Origin of the sequence: Microbacterium testaceum StLB037 (genome assembly GCF_000202635.1) — a bacterium.
GTDB lineage: Bacteria > Actinomycetota > Actinomycetes > Actinomycetales > Microbacteriaceae > Microbacterium > Microbacterium testaceum_F.
The window spans coordinates 1,103,908-1,120,458 of record NC_015125.1; the positions used below are offsets into that span (position 1 = coordinate 1,103,908).

The 16,551-nt window shown below is 70.4% G+C and carries 16 protein-coding genes and 1 tRNA gene; 7 read left to right on the top strand and 10 right to left on the bottom strand.

All coding sequences use genetic code 11. The annotated features are described in order from the left end of the window. Positions 1 to 111 precede the first annotated feature (111 nt). The 4 genes from MTES_RS05090 (at position 112) to MTES_RS05105 (ending at position 3,283) form a co-directional block, all read left to right on the top strand. On the top strand, positions 112 to 873 hold the full coding sequence (locus MTES_RS05090; protein WP_013584137.1) for a DUF2520 domain-containing protein: 762 nt from the start codon (positions 112 to 114) through the stop codon (positions 871 to 873). After that, entirely contained in the window at positions 870 to 1,751 is an 882-nt protein-coding gene (panC, locus tag MTES_RS05095) for a pantoate--beta-alanine ligase (RefSeq protein ID WP_013584138.1), read from the top strand. The genes MTES_RS05090 and panC overlap by 4 nt, the downstream gene beginning before the upstream one ends. Further along, a complete protein-coding gene (gene panB, locus MTES_RS05100) occupies positions 1,748 to 2,602 on the top strand; it encodes a 3-methyl-2-oxobutanoate hydroxymethyltransferase (protein ID WP_013584139.1) in 855 nt (284 codons plus the stop codon). Before panC ends, panB begins: the two co-directional genes overlap by 4 nt. 78 nt (positions 2,603 to 2,680) lie before the next feature. Next, complete coding sequence (locus tag MTES_RS05105) at positions 2,681 to 3,283, top strand: hypothetical protein (protein ID WP_148272809.1); 603 nt, start codon at positions 2,681 to 2,683, stop codon at positions 3,281 to 3,283. Between the two features lie 107 nt (positions 3,284 to 3,390). Here the strand turns inward: MTES_RS05105 and MTES_RS05110 are convergent, their stop codons facing one another. Next, complete coding sequence (locus tag MTES_RS05110) at positions 3,391 to 4,302, bottom strand: hypothetical protein (RefSeq protein ID WP_158309747.1); 912 nt, start codon at positions 4,300 to 4,302, stop codon at positions 3,391 to 3,393. A 196-nt stretch (positions 4,303 to 4,498) separates the two neighbouring features. Then, positions 4,499 to 4,588 (bottom strand) — tRNA-Ser (locus MTES_RS05115). A gap of 363 nt (positions 4,589 to 4,951) precedes the next feature. On the opposite strand from MTES_RS05115, the gene MTES_RS05120 reads away from it, so the two are divergent. Further along, the gene (locus MTES_RS05120; protein WP_013584142.1) at positions 4,952 to 5,905 is read left to right on the top strand and encodes an L-lactate dehydrogenase; all 954 of its coding nucleotides are present in this window, start codon (positions 4,952 to 4,954) and stop codon (positions 5,903 to 5,905) included. Between the two features lie 131 nt (positions 5,906 to 6,036). Continuing rightward, entirely contained in the window at positions 6,037 to 7,404 is a 1,368-nt protein-coding gene (gene radA, locus MTES_RS05125; RefSeq protein ID WP_013584143.1) for a DNA repair protein RadA, read from the top strand. A 381-nt stretch (positions 7,405 to 7,785) separates the two neighbouring features. On the opposite strand, the gene MTES_RS05130 is transcribed toward radA, so the two are convergent. From MTES_RS05130 to MTES_RS05155, 6 genes are all read right to left on the bottom strand, one after another. Then, complete coding sequence (locus MTES_RS05130; protein ID WP_013584144.1) at positions 7,786 to 8,196, bottom strand: hypothetical protein; 411 nt, start codon at positions 8,194 to 8,196, stop codon at positions 7,786 to 7,788. Positions 8,197 to 8,347: 151 nt separating this feature from the next. Then, a complete protein-coding gene (locus tag MTES_RS05135) occupies positions 8,348 to 9,064 on the bottom strand; it encodes a FadR/GntR family transcriptional regulator (RefSeq protein WP_013584145.1) in 717 nt (238 codons plus the stop codon). Positions 9,065 to 9,160: 96 nt separating this feature from the next. After that, entirely contained in the window at positions 9,161 to 9,940 is a 780-nt protein-coding gene (locus MTES_RS05140; protein WP_013584146.1) for a 3-oxoacyl-ACP reductase, read from the bottom strand. Between the two features lie 119 nt (positions 9,941 to 10,059). Continuing rightward, a complete protein-coding gene (locus tag MTES_RS05145; RefSeq protein ID WP_013584147.1) occupies positions 10,060 to 11,415 on the bottom strand; it encodes an aldehyde dehydrogenase family protein in 1,356 nt (451 codons plus the stop codon). Then, positions 11,412 to 12,212 carry a gamma-glutamyl-gamma-aminobutyrate hydrolase family protein gene (locus MTES_RS05150; protein WP_013584148.1) on the bottom strand — a complete coding sequence of 267 codons (801 nt, stop codon included), beginning with the start codon at positions 12,210 to 12,212 and terminating at the stop codon, positions 11,412 to 11,414. Before MTES_RS05150 ends, MTES_RS05145 begins: the two co-directional genes overlap by 4 nt. Further along, positions 12,193 to 13,548: a glutamine synthetase family protein gene (locus MTES_RS05155; RefSeq protein WP_013584149.1), complete on the bottom strand. Its 1,356-nt coding sequence runs from the start codon at positions 13,546 to 13,548 to the stop codon at positions 12,193 to 12,195. The genes MTES_RS05150 and MTES_RS05155 overlap by 20 nt, the downstream gene beginning before the upstream one ends. Before the next feature lie 146 nt (positions 13,549 to 13,694). Here MTES_RS05155 and MTES_RS05160 point away from each other — a divergent pair, with 146 nt between their 5' ends. Further along, positions 13,695 to 15,230 carry an amino acid permease gene (locus MTES_RS05160; RefSeq protein ID WP_013584150.1) on the top strand — a complete coding sequence of 512 codons (1,536 nt, stop codon included), beginning with the start codon at positions 13,695 to 13,697 and terminating at the stop codon, positions 15,228 to 15,230. 58 nt (positions 15,231 to 15,288) lie between these two features. Here MTES_RS05160 and MTES_RS05165 read toward each other — a convergent pair whose 3' ends face one another. Beyond that, positions 15,289 to 15,960: a hypothetical protein gene (locus MTES_RS05165; protein WP_013584151.1), complete on the bottom strand. Its 672-nt coding sequence runs from the start codon at positions 15,958 to 15,960 to the stop codon at positions 15,289 to 15,291. Positions 15,961 to 16,006: 46 nt separating this feature from the next. Continuing rightward, positions 16,007 to 16,516: an amino-acid N-acetyltransferase gene (locus MTES_RS05170; RefSeq protein WP_013584152.1), complete on the bottom strand. Its 510-nt coding sequence runs from the start codon at positions 16,514 to 16,516 to the stop codon at positions 16,007 to 16,009. Positions 16,517 to 16,551: the final 35 nt, after the last annotated feature.

Consider the following 16,551-nt stretch of genomic DNA (forward strand, 5'->3'; position numbering starts at 1 on the left):
GACGTGACGCGAACGCCTGCGGTCTCGGCAAAGCGGTGCGGGCTCGAGCGCGACACGAGCGGGTACGGTGGGGAGCGGCGATGCCGCCCTCGCGGCGGTCGCCCCACGCACATGACTCCGCCGCCTCCCTCCCCTCCCCTGCTCGACGGGCCCCTCCTCGTCGTCGGCGACGGTCGCATGGGACGCGCGCTCGTCGCCGCTCTCGAGGCTGCCGGCCTGGGAGTCGCGGGACCCGCGGGCCGGGGCGAATCCGGCACCGACGCCGCGATCGTCCTCCTCGCCGTCCCGGATGCCGAGATCGCGGCGGCCGCACGCGCGATCGCGCCCGGACGGACGGTCGGTCACCTCTCGGGCTCGCTCGATCTGTCGGTTCTGCACCCGCACGAGGCCTTCAGCATCCACCCCCTGATGACGGTCACGGGCGCCGGAACGTCGTTCGCCGGCGTCACGGCCGCCCTCTCGGCGACCTCACCGGCGGCGTACGCCGTCGCGTCGGCTCTCACCGCCGCACTCGGGATGACCGGCGTCGAGGTCCTCGACACCGATCGCGCGGCGTATCACGCGGCCGCCTCGATCGCGGCGAACTTCCTGGTCACGCTCGAGGGCATGGCGGAGCAGCTCGCGGCGACCGCGGGCGTCGAGCGCGAAGCTCTCGTCCCCCTCGTCCGGGCCGCCGTCGACAACTGGGCGGAACGCGGAGCCGCGGCCTCGCTCACCGGGCCGATCTCTCGCGGCGACGCCGCCACGATCGCGCGGCAGCGGCAGGCCGTCGCCGAGCGCCTCCCCGACCGGCTGGCCCTGTTCGACGCGCTCATCGAGGCCACCCGCGAACTCGCCGCCGTACAACGAACCGGAATCGAGACGACCCCATGAGCAGCCGCATCGTCCGCACCGTCGCCGACCTCCGCGTGGCGCTCGCCCCGCTCCGCGGCGAGGCGATCGGTTTCGTCCCCACGATGGGAGCCCTCCACGAGGGCCACCTCTCCCTGCTGCGCGCCGCCCGGTCGGAGAACGCGACCGTGGTGCTGTCGATCTTCGTCAACCCGACGCAGTTCGGCGAGGCCGCCGACCTCGCCGCCTACCCGCGCACGGAGGAGGCCGACGTGGCCCTGGCCGAGGAGGCCGGCATCGACCTCGTCTTCGCCCCCTCTCCCGCCGAGATGTACCCGGCCGGCTTCGCGACGACGGTCTCCGTCGGCGGAGCGATCACGGACACGCTCGAGGGCGCGTTCCGCGGGCGCTCCCACTTCGACGGGGTCGCCACGGTCGTCGCCAAGCTGCTGCTCGCGGTCCAGCCCGACCGCGCGTACTTCGGCGCGAAAGACGCCCAGCAGGTCGTCGTCGTCCGGCGCATGGTGAGCGACCTCGGTATCCCCGTCGAGATCGTGGCCCGCCCGACTTCCCGCGATCACGACGGGCTCGCGCGTTCGAGCCGCAACACCCGGTTGTCGGCCGACGAGCGCGCTGTCGCCGCTGTCATCCCGCGCTCGCTTCGAGCGGCACAGGATGCCTTCGCCTCCGGCATCCGGGATCCGAACCGCCTCGCGAGCGTCGTCCGCGACGAGCTCACGACCGAGCGCCTCGAGCCGGAGTACGTCGAGATCGTCGATGCCGGGAGCCTCGAACCGATCGCCGAGATCGGCGCTCCGGCCCTGCTCGTCCTCGCCGTCCGGGTGGGGCAGGTCCGACTCATCGACAACGTTATCCTCGGCGTGGACGATCTCATCTCGACGACGGGGAGCCTGCCGTGACGCGCCCCCGGGTGACGCTCCGCCGTCTCAGCGAGCTCGCCGAAGCCGGTACGCCGATCGTCATGGTGACGGCGTACGACTTTCCGTCGGGCCGCGTGGCCGAGCGCGCGGGCGTGGACATGGTGTTGGTCGGCGACTCCGGGGCACAGGTCGTGCTCGGACACCCCGACACCACCTCGGTGACCCTCGACGAGATGGTGACGCTCGCGAAAGCCGTGCGCCGCGCGGTGCAGACGCCGCTCGTGGTGTGCGATCTGCCGTTCGGAACGACCGAGCTGAGTGACGAGCAGGCGGTCGCGACGTCCGTCCGCTTCGTCCACGAGGCCGGCGCCGACGCGGTCAAGATCGAGGGCGCGAACCCGGCCCGCCTTTCGCGACTGCGAGCGATCGTCGAGGCCGGCATCCCGGTCGTCGGGCACGTGGGCCTCACCCCGCAGACCGCGACGGCGCTCGGCGGCCTCCGGGCCCAGGGCCGTACCGATGAGGACGCGATCCGCGTGGCCCGCGATGCCCTCTCCGTTCAGGATGCCGGAGCCTTCGCGATCGTGATCGAAGCCGTTCCGTCCGAGGTCGTCGCCGAGATCCGCCGCGCCCTCCACATCCCCGTGATCGGCATCGGCGCCGGAGAGGCCGACGGCCAGGTCCTCGTCCAGCACGACCTGCTCGGCATCACCGAGGGCCGCGCCCCCGTCTTCGTCAAGCGCTACGCCGCGCTCGGCGACGCGATGGTGGAGGGCGTCGAGGCGTTCGCGCGCGAGGTGCGCGAGGGCGTCTTCCCCGCGGCGGAGCACACGTATCGGGCTGCACCGGGCGCGGCGGCGGCGGTGCGGGAGTTCCTCGACGGGCTGTGAGATGCCCGCGGCCCCGCCGGGGCGCTCAGCTGAACGATCGGCACAAGGCGGCGCGGGAGGCCACTAGAGTCTCGTTTCGTGCCGACACCCGCGCCGCCTCCTCATGCGGCCTACGACCGCTACATGGGGCGCCAACGACGCTGGGGCGTGTGGTGGCGGCGTTTCGGTCAGATCGTTTTCTACGTCGTGGCCGGCGTCCTCACGGTTGCTATTGCGGCACTTCTCGTCGCCAGCCTGATCGACCTCGGACAGCCAAGGGTCTGGGGGACATTCACGCAGATGGGCTGCGAAGACCGGCCCCGCGCCGGTTGTCGTCCTTTCGGAACATGGATCAGCGACGACGGAGCGATCATCGAGCAGCACGTCTATCTCAACGGCTGGACCGACAGCACAGGACGCACGCGGGCCGGCTTCCAGCCCACCGCCCTCCTCGGCGACAACGTGGTCAACGTCCCCGTTCTCACGGGCGGGATGCCGGTGCTCCTGAGCATCATGCTGGTCTGGTGGACAGCCGTCGTGCTGCGGAGGGCGGCCTCATGGGGAGACATCGTCCTCCCCCGCAGTCGGTGGCTGGGCGGACGAGGCGGGCCCGCCAGGAGACAGGGTGCGCTCGGCATCCGAGGGTCGTTCCGACGTCAGCATCGACGGGCGCTCGAACGGGGCATGATCAAAGACGAATGACGACGGTCCCGCAGTCGCGCGCTCGACCACGCCCACCGGATTTCGGAGGCCGCGAGGCTCCGAGCCGCCCGCCATCCCCTCGGCCGTCCCGGCCGGGGCAGGATCGCTCAGCCGCTGACGCCCTCGGACGAGTCGCCCTCGACGACTTCTTCCAGAGCGGACTGAAAAGGGCCGTCAACGAGCAAGGAGACCGTGCCCTCGGCATCCGTCTCCGATACGCGGCTCACGAGACCGTCCCTCGCGAAGAAGAGATCACGCGAGATCAGCCCACCGGGGAGCGGGTCGCGAACGATGCGTTGCATGATCGCGGCCACGTGGTGGATGCCGTCCACGGGGTCGCGCCGTGAAAGAGGCAGCGCGAGAAGCATGTGGCGATGCGGAATCGCGAACACGGTACCGAACTCGGTCACGGGCACGGCGCGGGGGAGATTCGTCGCTTTCGAGGCCACGAAGAACGATTCGCCGGCGAGAATGTGAACGCCCGTCTCGAGAACGTCGCGCTCGTCCACCGATTCCCGGTCCGTGTTCTCTTGCCCCCACCGGTAGAGCTCGTCGAGATCCCACCCGGCAGTGGCGATTCCGGCGTCGCTGATGGTCTGCACCGTCTCGGGCAGGTCGAGGCAGAGCGCCACGACGACACCGTCGGCGAAGGGGCGGGCGTAGTCGAACGAGGGTTCGTCGGGACGCACGTTCTGATTCGAGATCAGGCGCGTACGGATCATCGAGCGCAGTTCATCGGGCGTCGGATCGAAGATCGACGGCTCGTGAGCCAAGGACCGAACGTGGGCATCGATGACCTTCTCCGCCTCCGACAACGTCAATCCGTCGGTCTTGACGAGCAGGTTGTACAGCGGGAATCGACGACCGTCGGCGAACAGCGTGACATCCTCGGGTGCGGGTCCGTGTTCGATCGTGCTCTCCACGCCGCGCTGTGCGAAGGCCTGTCGAGCCGTCGCGACGACCCACTCCACACGATCCACAGGCTGCGCGGCCTTCGGTCGCCTTCCGAACCACCCCACGCTGTCTCCCTCCGTCAGGTGCACCCCGCGATGCCCCGAGGCGAACATAGCGGAAGCCCGCGGGGCCGGCTTCCCCACGGGCCCGGGGAACCCGTCCGGCGGAGAGCACGACCGGCGCACCCCGACGCCGAGGCGCGAGGGGAATGACGAAGGCCCCGCCTGCCGCGTCATTCCGCGGGAGTCGGGGCCTTCGTGGTGGCGGTGACGGTGGGATTTGAACCCACGGTAGGGGTGAACCTACACAACATTTCGAGTGTTGCACCTTCGGCCGCTCGGACACGTCACCGCCGACCAGCTTACGACAGATGATCGGATGCCGCGAATCCGGCCGCGCGTTCCCATCCCGGCGCGGGCGAGACTCCTGAGAAATGGCGCTCAAGAGTGCCCCGGCACCCTCCCCGGAGTCCACCCGTGCAGAAACTCAGGAGTTCGGCCCGCCTCAGGGCCCGCACCGCCCGCCAAGCCGCACCGCCCGCCACTCCCGCCCCACCGCACCCAGCCCGACCCAGCCCACCCCACGCCCCGCCTCGCCCATCGCCCCGCGCCCGTGCGGCACACCCCCACCCCAGCCCCGGCCCCACGGCATCCGTTCATCCACCGTCGAACGACCGCCCTGGCACCGGTCCCACACCGCTGCCAGGATCGAGACATGAGCGTGATCGAGAACTCCAAGCTGACGGTCGTGGGCGCAGGAAGCGTGGGGGCGAGCGTCGCGTACGCCGCTCTCATCCGGGGGTCGGCGCGGCACGTCGCGCTGTACGACATCGCCGAGGCCAAGGTCGAGGCCGAGGTGCTCGACCTCGCGCACGGCACCCAGTTCACCGGCTCGAGCGACATCGTCGGCGGCAGCGACGTCTCGGTCGCCGAGGGCTCGCACGTCGTCGTCATCACCGCCGGCGCCAAGCAGAACCCGGGCCAGACCCGAACCGAGCTCGCCGCGACGAACGCGCGCATCATCCGCGACATGATGCCGAAGCTGCTCGCGGTCGCCCCGAACGCCGTCTACGTGATCGTCACGAACCCCTGCGACGTGCTGACCGTGCTCGCACAGGAGGCCACCGGCCTGCCGACGCGCCGCATCTTCGCTTCAGGCACCGTCCTCGACACCTCGCGCCTGCGCTGGAAGCTCGCGCAGCGCGCGGGCGTCGCCACCTCGAGCGTTCACGCGTGGATCGTCGGAGAGCACGGCGACACGGAGTTCCCGCTGTGGTCGACCGCGACGATCGGCTCCGTCCCCATCACGGAGTTCGACCTCCCCGACGGCGGGCGTTTCACGAAGGACGAACTGGATGCCATCGCCGTCGACGTCCGCGACGCCGCCTACAAGGTCATCCAGGGCAAGGGCGCCACGAACTACGCGATCGGCCTGTCGAGCGCCCGCATCGTGGAGGCGATCCTGCGCGACGAACACGCGATCCTGCCCGTGAGCACCGTGCTCGAGGACTTCCACGGCATCAGCGGGATGGCCCTCTCCGTCCCCTCGATCGTGAGCGCGAAGGGAGCTGTTCCGCTGCCCGGCACCCCGTTCTCCGACGGAGAGCTGGCGCTCCTCCGCCGCTCCGCCGACGCCCTGACGACCGTGGCGGAGTCGCTGCGCGACTGAACCTCCCCGCGCCACCATGGACCCCGCACGAGGTGGCTGAGCGCGTCGAAGCCACCAGCCCGAGCGACGCCGGATCCGCGGATGCCAACACCCCGGCAAGCGATGTCGGAGGCCCCGCGTAGCCTGGGCGCATGGCATCCCGACGTCCCGCTTCCGCCCCTGCTCCGTACCGGTGCACCGAGTGCGGGTGGACGACGCTCAAGTGGGTCGGCCGCTGCGGTGAATGCCAGTCGTGGGGCACCGTCGTCGAGGCGGCCGAGCAGACGGGGATCGTTCGCTCCATCGTTCCCGTGGCCCCCGGGTCCGCGCGCGCAGCTCGACGCATCACCGAAATCGACACGCAAGACGCTCCTCGGCGCACGAGCGGGGTCGGCGAGTTCGATCGTGTGCTCGGCGGGGGCATCGTCCCCGGGGCGGCGATCCTGCTCAGCGGCGAGCCCGGCGTCGGCAAGTCGACGCTCCTGCTCGAGGTCGCCGCGAAGAGCGCGCATGCGGGCCGCCGTGTGCTGTACGCCAGCGGCGAGGAATCCGCCGCCCAGGTCCGCTTGCGCGCGGAGCGCACCGGGGCGCTCCACGACGAGCTGTTCCTCGCCTCCGAGACCGACCTCGCCACGATCCTCGGCCACGTCGACCAGGTCGAACCCGGCCTGCTGATCGTCGACTCGGTGCAGACGGTTTCTTCGGCCCACAGCGACGGAGCGGCGGGTCAGCCCGCGCAGGTGCGGGAGGTGGCATCCGCCCTCATCCGTATCGCGAAAGAACGCGGGCTGCCGATCATCCTGGTCGGTCACGTCACGAAGGACGGGTCGATCGCCGGCCCGCGCATCCTCGAGCACCTCGTCGATGTCGTGTGCCATTTCGAGGGCGACCGGCAGACCTCCCTGCGGTTCGTCCGGGCGCTCAAGAACCGCTTCGGTCCGACCGACGAGGTCGGCTGCTTCGACATGACCGGTACCGGCATCGCCGAGGTCGCCGATCCCAGCGCCCTCTTCCTCGGGCACGGCGAACCCGAACCGGGCACGTGCGTCACGATCGCGATGGAGGGCCGGCGCGCGCTCCCCGTCGAGATCCAGGCCCTCGCCGTCCGGCAGACCGCGCCGAATCCGCGCCGCATCGTGAACGGCGTCGATTCGTCCCGCGTGGCGATGGTGCTCGCCGTACTCGAGAGCCGCATGGGGCTGACGTTGTCCGACCGCGACGTCTACGTGTCCACCGTCGGCGGCGTGCGGCTCGTCGAGCCCGCGGCCGATCTCGCGATCGCGATCGCGGTGGCCAACGCCGTGAAGAACCGCAAGGTGTCCAAGCGCCTCGCGGCGATCGGCGAGCTCACGCTCACGGGCGAGATCCGCAACGTCACGCAGGCGGCGCAGCGCGCGTCCGAGGCCAAACGCCTCGGCTACCACACGGTGCTCGACGCCTCATCCCGCAAGCTGGCGCAGGCCCTCAACGAACTACAGGTGCGCGGGATGCCGCGCGACGACAGCGAACCGGGTTTCTGACGGCACCGCCGGCGTCCGACGTGCGGGGCGACCGCCCGGGCGGAAGACGGGTCGACGCGATGAGTCGCGATTCAGCGGCCGGGAGGAGCAGACCGTCGGCGACGGTGCGGTGACGTCATCCCGAGAACGGCGGGGATGACGAGTCCGGCGGCGCACACGGCCGCGGTGATCACGTACTCCATGTCCCCGAGTCTCGCACTCTCGCCTCACCCGCGCGACCTCAGTGATTCACCCGCGAGGCATCAGGTCCTCCGCCCCTCAGCTCCAGCGCCCTGTCGAGTGTCCAGAACACCCGGACGTTTTTCAGAACGCTCCGGGTGTCTTGGACACTGAGCCGGCAAACCGCGAGCAGGCGCGGCGCTCAGGCGTCGAGCGCGGCGCTCAGGCGTCGAGCGCCGCGATCAGATCGGCGGGGCTGGCCTGGATCGGGTGAGGACCCGCGATATCGATGAACACGGTCGTGAGTTCCTCCTCGTGCATCCCGAGGAAGGTCCGCAACCACTGCGGCGACTGCAGGGCGATGTGCGGCGGCAGCGTCGCGGGCTTGTGCGCCGCATCGCTGAACAGCAGCAGCGCGAGCTGCCCGGTGTTCGGGTCTCGGTAGGTCCACACCTCGCCCATATCGAGCGGGTTGTCGGCATCCCCCGCCCGCATCAGCGGGACGACGGTGGGGCCGTGCCGCAACGCGAAGGCGATCGCCGCCATGTCCTGCGTCTGCAGCGCGTCGGTCAACGCGGTGTTCTTGAACTCCACGTCGACCCTCTTCCCCTTGCGTTTCTTGCCCGCGGCCATCCTCCGAGCCTATCCGCGGCCTGCGGCAGGTGCCCAGCGGAGGAGATGTGCCCGGCGGAGGACCCACATGCAGGCGAGCGTCCTCCCGCCGCCGAATCTCCTCCCCTGGCACCCACACCCGCAACCAAGGGCACCCCGAGCCCCGATCGCGCTACGCCAGGAACCCCCGCAACAACGCCTCCGACCCGGCCAGGTGGTCACGCATCGCCGCGTGGGCGGCATCCGGTCTCCCGGCGAGGATCGCCGACACGATCGCGGCGTGCTGCGACGTGGAGTGGTCGATGTTGCGGGGCAGGAGCGGAAACGTATCGAGCCACGCGTTGATGCGCGCGCGATTCTCCGCGACGAGGGGAACGAGGGACGGGATGCCGGCGACTTCCGCGATCGTGAGGTGCAGCAGCGTGTCGAGTCGGCGATAGTCCGCCCCCTCGGCGCGCGCGGCCGCTTCGTGCCGGGCCCAGAGCACGTCGCGTTCTTCGGCCGAGAGCGACCGCCCCGCGGCGGCCCAGGCCGCGCCGGGCTCGAGAACACCGCGCAGGGCGATGACGTCGTCGAGCTCGACCGCCGACACGTCCGCCGGACCCGTCGACCGGGGAACCGGGTCGACCACGAAGGTCCCGCCGTAGCGCCCGCGTCGCGTCTCGAGCCACCCGGCATCCGCCAGCTCGCGCAGCGCCTCGCGCACCGTGTCGCGGCTCACGCCGTACAGCGCGGCGAGCTCACGCTCCGCGGGCAGCGACTCCCCCGGCGCGACCAGGCCGAGACGCACCGTCTGCACGATGCGCGCCGTCGTGTCTTCGAGCGCGTTGCCGCTGCGCACGGGCCGGTACACAGCCCGGCGCAGGTCGTCGAGCGGCGCGTCGGTCACCGTCTCAGCCTGTCACGGACCGGGAGTGCCGGGGCACGCCCGCCGGGAACGCGGAGCACCGGGGCGGGCGTGGTCGCTCGTCCCCCGGTCGCGTGCTCACAGCGGCGTGACGTACGCGTTCGTGATTCCGCCGTCGACGACGAAGGCCGTCGCGGTGATGAAGGACGCATCGTCGGATGCCAGGAACGCCACGGCCGCGGCCATCTCTTCGGGCTCCGCGAACCGGCCCATCGGCACGTGCACGAGGCGACGCTGCGCGCGCTCGGGGTCCTTCGCGAACAGCTCCTGCAGCAGGGGGGTGTTCACCGGCCCTGGGCACAGCGCGTTCACGCGAATCCCCTGACGGGCGAACTGCACACCGAGTTCGCGGGTCATCGCGAGCACCCCGCCCTTCGAGGCGGTGTACGAGATCTGCGAGGTGGCCGAGCCCAGCAGCGCGACGAACGACGCGGTGTTGATGATCGAGCCCTTGCCCGCGGGCACCATGTGGCGCAGGGCTGCGCGCGAGCAGAGGTACACGCTCTTGAGGTTCACGTCCTGTACCCGGTCCCAGGCCGGCAGCTCGGTGGTCTCGATCGAATCGTCGTCGGCGGGTGAGATCCCGGCGTTGTTGAACGCGATGTCGACGCTCCCGAGGTCCGCCGCGACGCCGTCGAAGAGGTTGTTCACGGATGCCTCGTCGGCGACATTCACCTGCCGGAACACCCCCTCGACCGAGGCGGCGGCCGCGGAGCCGGTGGTCTCGTCGAGATCGGCGATGACGACGCGCGCGCCCTCGGCGGCGAAACGGCGGGCGGTGGCGAGGCCGATGCCCGAGGCACCACCGGTGACGATGGCGACGCGGTCGCGCAGCCGCTGGGTGAGGTCGATGGTCATGGTGCGGTGGTTCCTTTCGAGCTGAACCTCGTCCCCCTTATGGCTGGTTCAGAGCCTCTGCAGGAGCCAGAAGTGGGACGAGGACCGTCATAAGTGGGACGAGGGGGTGAGGGGAGGGGTCACTCGGTGGCGTAGAACACGTTCTTCACCTCGGTGAAGTGCTCGGCGGCATCCGGTCCGAGCTCTCGTCCGAGGCCGGAGGCCTTCATGCCGCCGAACGGGGTGGCGTAGCGCACCGACGAGTGCGAATTCACCGACAGCACGCCACTGCGCACTCCGCGGGAGACCCGGATGCCACGCCCGAGGCTCTCGGTCCAGATCGAGCCGGCGAGGCCGTACGCGGTGTCGTTCGCCAGACGGATGGCATCCGCTTCATCGTCGAACGGCAGGACCGCGAGCACGGGCCCGAAGACCTCGTCGCGCGCGATGCGATCGCCCGGCTGCGCGAGCACGACGGCCGGCGCGAACCAGAACCCGTCGCCCTCGGGAGCGGAGCCGCGGAACGCGACGTCGACGCCGTCGAGGAAGCCCTGGACGGTGGAGCGATGGGATGCCGAGATGAGCGGCCCCATCTGGGTGTCCTCGCGCGTTGGGTCGCCGACTCTCCACGCCGCCACCGCGGGTTCGAGCATCTCGAGGAAGCGGTCGAAGACGCTCCGCTGGACGAGGAGGCGGCTGCGTGCGCAGCAGTCCTGCCCGGCATTGTCGAACACCGAGCCGGGGACACCCGCGGCGGCCTTCTCGAGGTCGGCGTCGGCGAAGACGATGTTCGCGCTCTTGCCGCCGAGTTCGAGGGTCACGGGCTTGAGCATCCGCGCGCACCCGGCGGCGACCTCGGTCCCGACCTCGGTCGACCCGGTGAAGACGACCTTGTGCACGTCGGGGTGCGACACGAACCGCTGTCCGACGACCGAGCCGGAGCCGACGACCACCTGGAACAGCCCCTCCGGCAGCCCCGCCTCGAGAGCCAGTTCACCGAGGCGGATCGCCGTGAGCGGAGTCAGCTCGGCGGGCTTCAGCACCACGGCGTTGCCGGCGGCGAGCGCGGGCGCGAAGCCCCACGCCGCGATCGTCATGGGGAAGTTCCACGGCACGATGATCCCGACCACGCCGTAGGGCTCGTGGTAGGTCACGTCCAGCCCGCCGGCCACCGGGATCTGCGAGCCGATCAGGCGTTCCGGCGCCCCGGCGTAGTAGTTCAGCACCTGGGCGACGTGCTGCGCCTCCCACCGCGCGGAGCCGATCGGGTGACCGGAGTTCTTCACCTCGAGCGCCGCGAGTTCGTCGACGTGCTCCTCGACGACCCGCGCGAACGCGCGCAGGGCGTCGGCGCGCGCGACGGGCGCGAGCGCCGCCCACGCGCGCTGCGCGCGCACCGCGTCGGCGACGGCGGCATCCACCTGATCGATCTCGGCGCGCTCGAGCGTGGTGATCGGCGACCCGGTCGAGGGGTCGATGACGGTGAAGGTGCTCATGCGGGGACTCCCTGGGGCTCGGAGGAGGGTGCGGTCGACGGCGCAGTGTCGCGCGAGGCTCGGTAGCGCGCCGCGGCGGCGACCAGCCCGAGGAACAGCCGCCGGTCCTCGGCGTTCTCCTCCGGATGCCACTGCACGGCGACGAGGTAGTCGTCGCCCGGGAGCTCGACGGCCTGCACGAGTCCGTCGTCGGTGCGCGCGGTCACGACGAGACCCTCGCCCACCCGGTCGACGCCCTGGTGGTGGTAGCTGTGGACGGTGAGGGGTCCGGCGCCGACGAGGCCGGCGAGCCGGGTTCCGGCATCCACCTCCACCACGTTCTCGGCGAAGACGCCCCCGCCGATCCGGTAGCGCTCGGTGCCGAGCGCCTCGGGCAGGTGCTGGTGCAGGGTGCCGCCAAGGGCGACGTTGAGCAGCTGCAGCCCCCGACAGATGCCGAAGACCGGGATACCGCGCTCTCGCGCTCCCGCCAGCAGGGCGATCTCCCACGCGTCACGGTCGGCGCGCGCGGGGTCGGTCAGCGGGTGACGCTCGGCGCCGTAGAGCTCCGGCTGCACGTCGAGCCCGCCCGTGAGGATGAGCCCGTCGAGCCCCTCGAGCACCGCCGCCGCGGCTTGCTCGGGACGCGGTTGCGGCGGGAGCAGCACGGCGCTCGCCCCCGACGCGGTCACGGAGTCGAAGTACTGCTGCGGCAGGAACGACGCGCGCACGTCCCACACGCCCTGCTTCGCGCGCTCGAGATAGGTCGTGAGCCCGACGACCGGGGTCCCCTTCGGATCAGAGACGTTCGAAACCACGCACCCGCTCCCAATCGGTCACGGCGGCATCGAAAGCTTCGACCTCGATGCGCGCCTGGTTGAGGTAATGCTCGACGACGTCGTCGCCGAAAGCCGCGCGGGCGATCGTCGACTCGGAGAAGAGCTGCGCGGCCTCGCGCAGCGTCGTGGGCAGGGTGTCCACGCCGGAGGTGTAGGCGTTGCCCGTCAGCGGCGCGGGGAGCGCGAGCTCGTTCTCGATGCCGTGGAGGCCGCCCGCGATGATCGCCGAGATCGCGAGGTACGGGTTGACGTCACCGCCCGGAACGCGGTTCTCGACGCGCAGCGACGAGCCGTGCCCCACGACGCGCAGCGCGCAGGTGCGGTTGTCGACGCCCCACGCGATGCCCGTGGGGGCGAAGGATCCGAGGGCGAACCGCTTGTACGAGTTGATCGTGGGGGCGTACAGCAGCGTGAACTCGCGCAGGGTGGCGAGGATGCCGGCGATCCAGTGCTCCATGAGGGGGCTGAAGCCGTGCTCGCCGTCGCCCGCCATGACGGCGGCACCGTCGTCGCCGCGGACGGAGAGGTGGATGTGGCAGCTGTTGCCCTCGCGCTCGTTGAACTTCGCCATGAAGGTGAGCGACTTCCCGTGGCGGTCGGCGATCTCCTTCGCGCCGTTCTTGTAGATCGTGTGGTTGTCGGCCGTCTCGAGGGCCTCGGCGTAGCGGAAGGCGATCTCCTGCTGGCCGAAGTTGCACTCCCCCTTCACGCCCTCGCAGTACATGCCCGCGCCGTCCATCCCGACGCGGATGTCGCGCAGCAGCGGCTCCAACCGCGTGGTGGCGAGGAGGTTGTAGTCGACGTTGTAGTCGGTCGAGGCGCGCAGCCCCGTGTAGCCCTTGGACCACGCCTCGCGGAACGAGTCGTCGAAGACGATGAACTCGAGCTCCGTCCCCGCGTACGCGGTGAGACCGCGCTCGGCAAGCCGAGCACGCTGGGCGTTCAGGATGCCACGCGGCGACTGCGCGACGTGCTGGCGGTCATCCCACGCGAGGTCGGCCACGACGAGAGCGGTCCCCGGCTGCCAGGGGACGCGACGGAGCGTATCGAGATCGGGGACGAGCAGCATGTCGCCGTACCCCTTGTCCCAGCTCGACATCGCGTAGCCGTCGACGGTGTTCAGGTCGACGTCGACCGAGAGCAGGTAATTGCACGCTTCGGCGCCGTGCGGCAGCACCTCGTCGCGCCAGAAGCGCGCGGCGACGCGCTTGCCGACGAGGCGTCCCTGCGCGTCGGGAAAAGCCACGATGACCGTGTCGATCTCGCCGCTGTCGATCGCGGCATCCAATTCTGCGGTGGTGAGATTGCCCGCCATGGTCTCCCTCTCGCGTGGTCGTCGTCCCCGCGTACGGAGGACGTAACGAGGAACTTACACGCCAAAGGTAGACAGGTCGACCAATAGAAGGCCATGATTTCCCGCAAGGCGAGCCCGCCGCCTGCCCGCATCCCTCTGGAGGTCTCATGTCCACCTCGAGCAGTTCCCGCAAAAAGGTCGCCGGTGCCACCTATACGGCGACGGATTCCACCTACTTCGAGAAACGCACGCTGAAACGCTCGGCGGGCGTGTGGGGCCTGTGGGGCCTCGCCGTCGCCGCCGTCATCTCGGGTGACTTCTCGGGATGGAACTTCGGCATCGCCAACGCCGGCTTCGGCGGGATGCTGATCGCTTTCGTCGTGCTCGTGATCATGTACTACGGCCTGACCTTCTCGATCGGCGAGATGGCGGCCGCGATGCCGCACACCGGCGGCGCCTACTCGTTCGCCCGATCGGCGATGGGACCGTGGGGCGGTCTGGCGACGGGCCTCGCCGAGACCATCGAGTACGTCGCGACCACCGCCGTCGTCGTCTACTTCTCGGGTCAGTACGCCGACTCGGCGCTCGAACTGCTGACCGGGGTGAGCCTGCCCTCGTTCGTCTGGTGGATCATCCTCTACGCGATCTTCATCGGCCTCAACGCCGCCGGCGCGAACATCTCTTTCGGCTTCGCGATCGTCGTCTCGGTCATCTCCATCGGCATCATCGTGGTCTTCGGCATCATGTCCCTGGCCACCGGCGCCTTCGACTGGGGCTCGCTGTGGAACATCGTCCCCGACCCCGGCCAGTCCGAGTTCCTCCCGCACGGCGTCGGCGCGATCCTGCTCGCCCTCCCCTTCGCGATGTGGTTCTTCCTCGGCATCGAGGAGCTCCCGCTCGCGGCGGAAGAGTCGCACAACCCCGCTCGCGACATCCCCCGCGCCGGGCTCTGGGCGCGCGGCACCCTCATCGTCACCGGTCTCATCGTGCTGTTCCTCAACACCGGCGTCCTGGGGGCCGACGTGACCGGCTCGTCGGTGGAGCCCCTCCTCGACGGGTTCCGCGCGATGGTCGGCGATCAGGCCGCCGCTCTGCTGTCGCTCCTCGCGCTGATCGGCCTCCTGGCATCCCTCATGGGCATCATGTTCGCCTACGGGCGCAACATGTATTCGCTCTCTCGCGCCGGGTACTACCCGCGGTGGCTCTCGCTCACCGGCGCTCGCAAGACCCCGTGGGTCGCGCTCGTGTTCGGCGCCGTCCTCGGCTTCCTCGCCCTGGTGATCGTGCAGGCGGCGGGTGGCGATGCCAGCCCCGCCGGCGCGATCGTGCTGAACATCGCGGTGTGGGGCGCGGTGCTCGCGTACTTCCTGCAGATGGTCGCGTTCATCGTGCTGCGCAAGAAGTTCCCGAACGCCGTCCGGCCCTACAAGAGCCCGTGGGGTCTGTTCGGCGCCTACTCGGCCGCGATCATCGCCGCGGTCGTCTTCTTCGGCCTGCTGCTGAACCCCGCCTACCTGCTCGCGATCGTCGCGATCATCGTGGTCTACGCCGTGATCTTCATCGCCTTCGCGGTCTACGGCCGGCACCGCCTCGTGCTCTCCCCCGAGGAGGAGTACGCCCTCTCCGGCGGCCTGCACGGCGACCCGCAGAAGGAGGGCTACGACGCCATGGAGGGCGAGGTGTTCGGAGACACCCGGTCCTGAGAGACAGCAGAGGGGCGGATGTCATGGCATCCGCCCCTCTTCCCGTTCTCACGCAGCGTCACTGCAGGATGAACGACGCCGTTCCGGTGGACGGGATGCCACCGATCGAGACGCTGAGGTGGTAGGTCGCGCCGCCACCGGGGGCGAACGGACGCTCGCTGTCGCACGATCCGACCGAGGAGCGGGTGCGGTCCCAAGTGAGCGGGGCGGAGCTGGTGACCGTCTGCCCGGCCGCGAGGGTGACCTCCATGTCGCTCGGTTCCGACTGGCAATCGGTGGAGCGCCACCAGACATCGGAACCGCTGGTCACCGTGAACGACTGCGCGCTCGTGCCGACGTTCATCGTGCAGGGGTTCGCGCCGGAGTTCGTCAGCCGGATGGACAGCTGCGGATTCTCGCCCTGCGCGTACTCGCTCTTGTCGGAGAGCGCCTCGACCTTGATGTCGGCGGGAGTGCACTCCGCGGGGCCGTCGGACGTGCTCGCCGTGGGACTCGGCGCGGGGGTGGTCGGCGCATCCGACGGGGGCGCGTCGGAGGCTGCGGTCGACGGCGCGGGCGCGCTGACGACGGGCGCGGGGGCGGTGTCGCCGGCGGGAGCGGATCGCCAGGGCGGAGCCGCGACGAGCCATACGACGAGGCCGATCACGACAAGCGCGAGAAGCGCGGCGGCGAGACGGCGTCGACGGTAGACCGCCGGGGACTGCCTCCGCCTGCGGGGGGCATCGGTCATCGTTCCAGCGTAGGCGGCCTCGCTGTGCGCTCAGCCCACGGCGCGCTCAGAGGTGCTTGAGCATCCGCGTGTTGCCGAGGGTGTTGGGCTTCACGTGCGCGAGGTCGAGGAACTCCGCGACACCCTCGTCGGGGCTGCGGACGAGTTGCGAATAGACGTCGGGGTCGACGACCTGCTCGCCGATCTCCGCGAAGCCGCGGCGAGTGAAGAAATCGACTTCGAACGTCAGGCAGAACAGCCGGCTCACGCCGAGCTCTCGCGCGCGCTGTTCGAGATTCTCGACGATCGCCCGGCCCACGCCGTGGTGCAGCCAGTCGTCGTGCACGATGAGGGTGCGGATCTCGCCGAGATCCTCCCACATCACGTGGAGGGCACCGCAGCCGATGACGACGCCGTCCGCCTCGGCGACGACGAACTGCTGCACCGAGCCGTAGAGCACGACCAGGTCTTTGCCGAGCAGGATGCGCTTCTGCACGAACGGCTCGAGGAGTTCGTGGATGCGGCGGACGTCGGCGGTTCCGGCGGGGCGGACGACGAACGGCGCGGATGAGGTCATTCGACCAGCGTACGCCGCAACGACGGAGGGGCCCG